Source organism: Vibrio gelatinilyticus (genome assembly GCF_022836845.1).
GTDB classification, from domain to species: Bacteria; Pseudomonadota; Gammaproteobacteria; order Enterobacterales; family Vibrionaceae; genus Vibrio; species Vibrio gelatinilyticus.
The window spans coordinates 468,814-475,604 of the sequence record NZ_JAJNNZ010000001.1; the positions used below are offsets into that span (position 1 = coordinate 468,814).

The 6,791-nt window shown below is 45.5% G+C and carries 2 protein-coding genes; both read right to left on the reverse strand.

Annotated features, from left to right (window positions below; genetic code table 11):
- Positions 1-14 precede the first annotated feature (14 nt).
- Positions 15-1,469, reverse strand: a complete 1,455-nt coding sequence (locus LNL84_RS02140) for a protein adenylyltransferase SelO (RefSeq protein WP_244354822.1) — start codon at positions 1,467-1,469, stop codon at positions 15-17.
- A 615-nt stretch (positions 1,470-2,084) separates the two neighbouring features.
- Positions 2,085-6,206 (reverse strand): formate dehydrogenase subunit alpha, encoded by a 4,122-nt coding sequence (fdhF, locus tag LNL84_RS02145; protein WP_244354848.1) that lies wholly within the window; start codon positions 6,204-6,206, stop codon positions 2,085-2,087.
- Positions 6,207-6,791 lie beyond the last annotated feature (585 nt).

The following is a 6,791-nucleotide window of genomic DNA, read 5'->3' on the forward strand; positions in this document are numbered from 1 at the left end:
AATTGCTCGCGCCATCATGAAGAACAACTAATCACCATCTTCTTTCCCCATTGGGGCGGAAGGTTAGCGTAACGCTGCAAACTGGGGTGCTCCTCATAAGGGCTTTGTAATACCAATAGCAAGTTGTCAACCTCACTAAAATCCCCTTTTTGTGCTTTTTCAATAGCTTGCTGAGCCAAATAGTTACGTAAGATATACTTCGGGTTGACGGCACGCATTCTAGTGCATCGCTCAGATATTGAATCGATCTCCAACTCACACCGTTTGAGATAGCTCTCCAGCCATACTTGAGCTTGATTGCGATCGACGAAAAGGTCCAACAGCTCACCTTTTCCTTCTCGATCCAGTGAAGAAAGTGCTCGAAAAAACCGCGTATAGTCAACTTGAGTAGACTGTAAGAAATCAAACGTCGCAGAAAAAAAATCACCATCGTCTTGATGCTTTTGATGTAAGCCTAATTTGGCGCGCATATTCCTGCTATATTCCTGCTGTAATCGGGGCTGAAACAACTCCAAGATTCGATCCAGTTCTTCTCTGTCTACTAACGGTGTTAACGCATGTGCCAGTGCCGTCAAATTCCACAACGCAATGCTTGGCTGGCGCTCAAATGAGTAACGCCCTTGGTAATCCGAATGGTTGCAAATGTAACCGGGTTCGTAGTCATCTAAGAAGCCATAGGGACCATAATCAAAGGTCTCTCCCAATATCGACATGTTATCGGTATTCATTACACCATGGGCAAAGCCGACAGATTGCCAATCTGCAATCATATTGGCAGTGCGGATTACGATATGTTCAAACATCGAGGCATAAGGGTTGTGCTGCTCAAGGCTGTCAGGATAGTGGTGGGCAATAACATGGTCAGCGAGCACTTTCAGTAATTCGTGTTGCTGACTATAGAAAAAATGTTCGAAGTGACCAAATCGAATGTGTGACTGCGTCGTACGCACTAACATTGCGCCTTGTTCAATCTCTTCTCGATACACGGCGGTGTCACTCACTAGCATGCCTAAGGCGCGAGTCGTGGCGATACCAAGCCCGTGCATCGCTTCACTAGCTAAATACTCTCTTATCGTTGAGCGTAACACTGCTCGGCCGTCTCCAGAGCGCGAGTACGGGGTTAATCCGGCACCTTTGAGGTGCAACTCATGAAAAGTCCCTTGCAGATCAGCGATTTCGCACAGCAACAAACCTCGACCATCCCCTAACTCTGGGTTATACACTCCAAACTGATGGCCTGCATATTTCATTGCCAACGGATCAAACCCTTTGAAGTTTGAATAACCGGCAAACACATCGAGAAGAGAGGGATCATCACTTAACGGCGGTAAACCAAATTGCGTCGCCAATGGACCATTCCAGGCGACCCAGCGGCAGCACGATAAAGGCTGAGGAGTAACACGAGTAAAGAATGCTTGTGGAAGCGAAGCATAGCGAGTTGATGTATTAATAGAGTCCCAAAACGACATTCGTGTATCCATACAACGATAGAGAATGCTTTAAGTATAGTGAAATGATGAGAATGAAAAAGACAGTAAAACTAGGGTTATTCGCTAGAGGAACGCCCGAGAAGCACTTTCAAGTGTTATTGGGCTGTCCCCTAAAAGCACGTGTTTAGATAAACGCGAGAACTGTGACTACGGTGCCAAGACAAAATAAGCAAGTACGGCTGATTACGCCGAGATTCGAATGTTGGATCATTTCTTGATGCATAAGCTTTACTCCATTTTTATTACACTTCAATTACAATGTAGTATCAACTGCCGTTTTTTGCAACAATTCAAAGGAGAAAACATGAAATTGAGCCGATTTTTCTCCTTTAAATATTATTACCTAGATAATTGAAGTTTCCTTCTCATCCACTTTCCTTGCCACTCAACACCGCAAAACTTCTTTAAAATTAAACGATAATGCTATTGCTATTTTTTCTACCGACCGTGGTAAATATCCAAGGTAATGAAAAGCGAACAATTCAACAGCTTGATTTTAATTACTTACGAAAATGATATTTTTTACTTATTTATAGCGGCTTTTCACGACCAAAGCGTCGCAATAAAAAAGGAGAGCTTAAGCTCTCCCTAGGATCACGACAATTCTAAATGACGTATTTTTTCAAGCCGCACAGCCGACACCTTAAATTCAGGGATCTTGGCGTATGGGTCAGTCGCCGTATTGGTTAACCTATTGGCTGGTGATTCCGCAAAATGGAAGGGGACAAAAACCACCCCTTTTTGCATTCGTTTAGTCACAAAGGCAGGAGCTTCAATTTCTCCCCTTCTCGACACCAGTTTAACGTTTTCACTGTTCTCAATACCTAATCGCTCAGCATCTTCGACGCTGATCATCACCCTTGGCCCCGCTAAGTTATCCAATCCTTTGGTTTTTCGCGTCATGGTGCCGGTATGAAATTGCTCCAGCAAACGTCCTGTGGTGAGGACCAATGGAAACTCACCATCGGGCAATTCAGCCGCATATTCAAATGGAACAGCAGCCATATGCCCCTTACCACTGACAAAAGCGCCTTGGTGCATGACTCTGGTCCCAATTGGTTTGCGCTTATTACACGGCCATTGGAGCCCATTGCTGCCCACCGTATCCCACCGGATCCCTTCGTATTGTGGAGTTACATTGGCTATCTCTTCGGTAATTTCACGACAGTGTTGATAAGACCACCCCCCACCGATGGCATTGGCAATATCCGTAATAATCTGCCAATCATCTTTGGCGTTACCTGGTGCTTTAACTGCAGCGTTCAAGCGCTGTACTCGTCGTTCTGTGTTGGTGAAGTGACCTGTTTTTTCTGCAAATGAATAAGACGGAAGAACTACATCAGCCAACTGAGCTGTTTCTGTCATGAAAATATCCTGAACAATGAGCATATCCAGAGCTTCTAGGCCCTCAATGACATGAGCCTGGTTTGGGTCGCTCAATACCGGGTTCTCCCCCATGACATAAAGCCCTTTGATATCCCCGACACACGCCGCGTCGATAATTTCAGTTAACGTCATGCCACGCTCTTTGGGTAAATCCGGACAATCCCATGCGCTGGCAAATTTTGCTTGGACATCGGGATTGGTGACCTTTTGATATCCTGGGTAGTCAGATGGCAAAGCCCCCATATCGCAGGCCCCCTGAACATTAGATTGACCACGAAGTGGGTTGATTCCACCGCCCTCTACCCCAATGTTTCCACACAACATTTGCAAGTTAGCGATAGAACGAACGTTGTCGTGTCCTGTGGTGTGTTGGGTGATCCCCATCGAGTAATACACTGCTGTCACCGCCGCTGTGCCAATTAATCTGGCTAATTCTTCGATATCGTTTGCCGCCACTCCAGTCACTAACGCAGCTTTATCGGACGCGTATTTCTCGTCAGAGACTTCTTTAACAAAATCATCCAAACCATCCACTCGTTGAGCTAGATAATCGTCATCTTGCCAGCTGTTTTTAACCACTTGATGCATGATGGCATTAAGTAACATGACATCTGTACCTGGGCGATGGCGAACATACAGTTCAGCATGCTCAGCCATGTCAATTCGTTTAGGATCCGCAACAATCAGTCGAGCACCTTTGACAACCGCTTGTTTAATATGCGAAGCGATAATAGGGTGGGCAGCGCTGGTATCCGAGCCAATGATAAAAATGACATCTGAGTGTTTGATACTCGGAATATCGTTCGTCATTGCGCCACTGCCAATCGAAGCTTCAAGGCCAGTCACTGTCGTCGAGTGACATAAACGTGCACAGTGGTCGATGTTATTGGTGCCTAACTCTCGGCGGAGCAACTTTTGAAACGCATAGTTGTCTTCATTGGTCGTTTTTGCTGATGAAAAGCCCGCCAACGTTTTGCTGCCAAAGCTATCTCGTATGTAAGTGAGTTTCTTGGCAATAAATTCGATGGCTTGCGGCCATGAGACGGGTTTAAATTGACCATCTTCTTTAATAAGAGGCGTAGTTAAGCGCTCTTTACTTTGAATAAAGTCAAAGCCAAATCGACCTTTCACACACAACATTCCCTGGTTCACAGGAGAGCTGTCGTCGCCCTTAACATAACGGACTTGATTGCTAATTTTATCAACATACATTTCAACCCGGCAGCCAACACCGCAATAAGTACAAATTGTTTTAATGGGGGTGAGCATCTCAACACGGCCATGTGATTTGTCTCGCTTGTCGACAAGCGCTCCAGTTGGACACACCTGAACACAAGCACCACATTGCACACAATTGGAATCCCCCATTGGTGCATTTTCCGGAAAAATAGGACGAGAAGATAATGGAGCAAAGTCGAGTACACCATGCACTGACTCATTTCGACAAGTGTAAACACACGAACCACAACTAATACATCTATTTGCGTCAAAAACGATAAATTCGCTGGTCTTATCAACCGCAAACATCTGTCTGTCTTCCGTCTCGATGTCATGATAGTCGACATCATATTCCGTGGCGTAATCACGCAGATCACAATTGGTACTCGCCTGACAACCACACTCTAAACAGCGAGCCGCCTCTTCAATGGCATTATCGTTGTCCATAGACAGCTCGACTTCTGCAAAGCTATTTTGACACTGCTCTATTTCCAAGTGAGCCGGCCTTGCACGTGACCGAGCTTTCTCATGTAAGAATTCACCTTGCCCTACTTCAGAGAGGCTGGCGGCCTTGCGACTATTAAAGGGCGGAGACTCCGCCTTATAGTGCCCTTCTAAGATAAGTCTTTCTATGGCATTAGCCGCTTTCTTACCGTCAGCAATCGCTTCGATTGCTGTCGACGGGCCTCGTCGAAAATCACCAATACTGTAAATATTAAAACCATGATGCATTGACGATGCATCTGTTGACGCCGTACCCCAATCTGTTAGTGGTAAAGGATGTCTTGAGTCTTTCAAAAAACTCGTATCTGGCTTTTGAGAAATGGCGGAAATCACGGTATCAAAATGCTCAATGACACACTCGCCAGTGGATTCAGGACGACGACGACCGGAAGAATCCGGTTCGCCAAGACGCATAATCTCCAATTCAATGGCGCTCACTCGACCATTAGTATCAGCTTGATTTTGCACAGGGTTGGTCAGAAATTGAAACTTAACACCTTCGTCTTCAGCCGCAACGATTTCATGCAACTCTGCCGGCATCTCATTACGTGTTCGACGGTAGATAATTGTGGTGTCTGCGCCTTCACGGATCGCGGTTCTAGCGCAATCTATTGCTGTGTTTCCGCCGCCAATAATGGCGACTTTTTTGCCAAGCTTAAATGCCTGCTTAGTCGCGTGGTCCTTAAGGTAATCAACACCGAGCGCGCACCCTTTCAGATCGGACCCTGGATAAGGCATGTTCACGGCTTGCGATGCACCAACCGCTAAACATACTGCGTCATAGCCATCGCTAAGCTCGTCTAGAGTGACATCCTGACCTAATTTCATATCAGTTAGGATATTCATACCGCCGCGACTCATGATTTCAATCTCTTTATCAAGGATCGCTTTTGGTAGTCGAAACTCAGGGATACCATATCGCAGCCAACCACCAGCCATGGGCATCGACTCGTAAATATCAACGGCAAAGCCTTGGTAGCTTAAATAGTAACCACAGGCTAGACCGCCAGGCCCAGCACCGACGATTGCGACACGGTGGCCATTATATGGTTGCTTCTTCGGTTGATAACTGTCAGCCAATTGCAAATCAATATCTGCAGCATGTCGCTTTAGTTGCCTGATGGCGATCGGTTCATCCACCAACGTCCGGCGGCACTCACTTTCACAAAATGCCGGACAAACACGTCCAATAGAGATAGGCATTGGCAGGGTTTCTTTGATCACCTCTACCGCTTGCTTATGATCGTCTTGAGCGATGTGGTACAAGTAGGTTTGGATATCGACATGCGCTGGACACGCGACTTTACAAGGGGCTTCACAATCGGCGTTATGATCGGCAAAGATTCGATTCAGCGCTTTTTGCCTTTTTGCTTTCAAAGGTGAAGATTGTGTGGTGATGTTCATCCCATCTTCAATCAGTGTTTCACACGCTTTAACAATCCCTTTCCCTGCAATCTCTACAACACAAAGATCACACGATTGCTTTTCTGGATGTGCACTAACCGAGCACAGTGACGGGACGTCTACTTTGATGTCTCGGGCAACGTCTAAGATACTCTTAGCCTGGCCAATCAAGTAGCTTTGTCCATTGATAGTGACGTTCATAATGAGCCTATATCTTCTAATTTGTACACAACAAGCCGCCCGCAAGTTATCGAAACTGCGGCACATATTGATCACCTTTCTACACCTTCCACAGGGAAGATCAGAAATTGTTAACTCTTGGCCTCATAGCCACTTTTCAGTTAAGGCGATAGTAATGTGCTACATAAAATCCAAATTTAGCGATATTTTAGGTATCACCCGTGGCACTCTCTGGAGAATGCTCTAAGTTGACACCGTGGACGACAAACAAATTTAAAAGAAAAATCTTAATAGGCTCATGGGGGCACCCTACCGAAATCGAGTGTTTAATATATGAGCGGACTAATTACAGTATAACCTTACAGTTTATAATGAAAAAGAAATGTGCCCTAAAATGCCCATATTTTTACTCAATATTGATACCTACCTCCAGTAACGTCTTCGTCCCCACTATATATCCGTCTGTTATAAATGAATCTCACCTTATCATTACATGAACGCAACATTGCCAAAACGTGCGCCATTTGGCCTACGCTAATTACGCTCTGCTCAATCTGAGCGACATGAGCTTTTCTCAACACGCTTTTTACAATCGTCCAAATGCAAAAA

Excerpts from the sequence above, each read along its gene's own strand:
- LNL84_RS02140 (WP_244354822.1), bottom strand. The coding sequence starts at position 1,469 with ATGTCGTTTTGGGACTCTATTAATACATCAACTCGCTATGCTTCGCTT.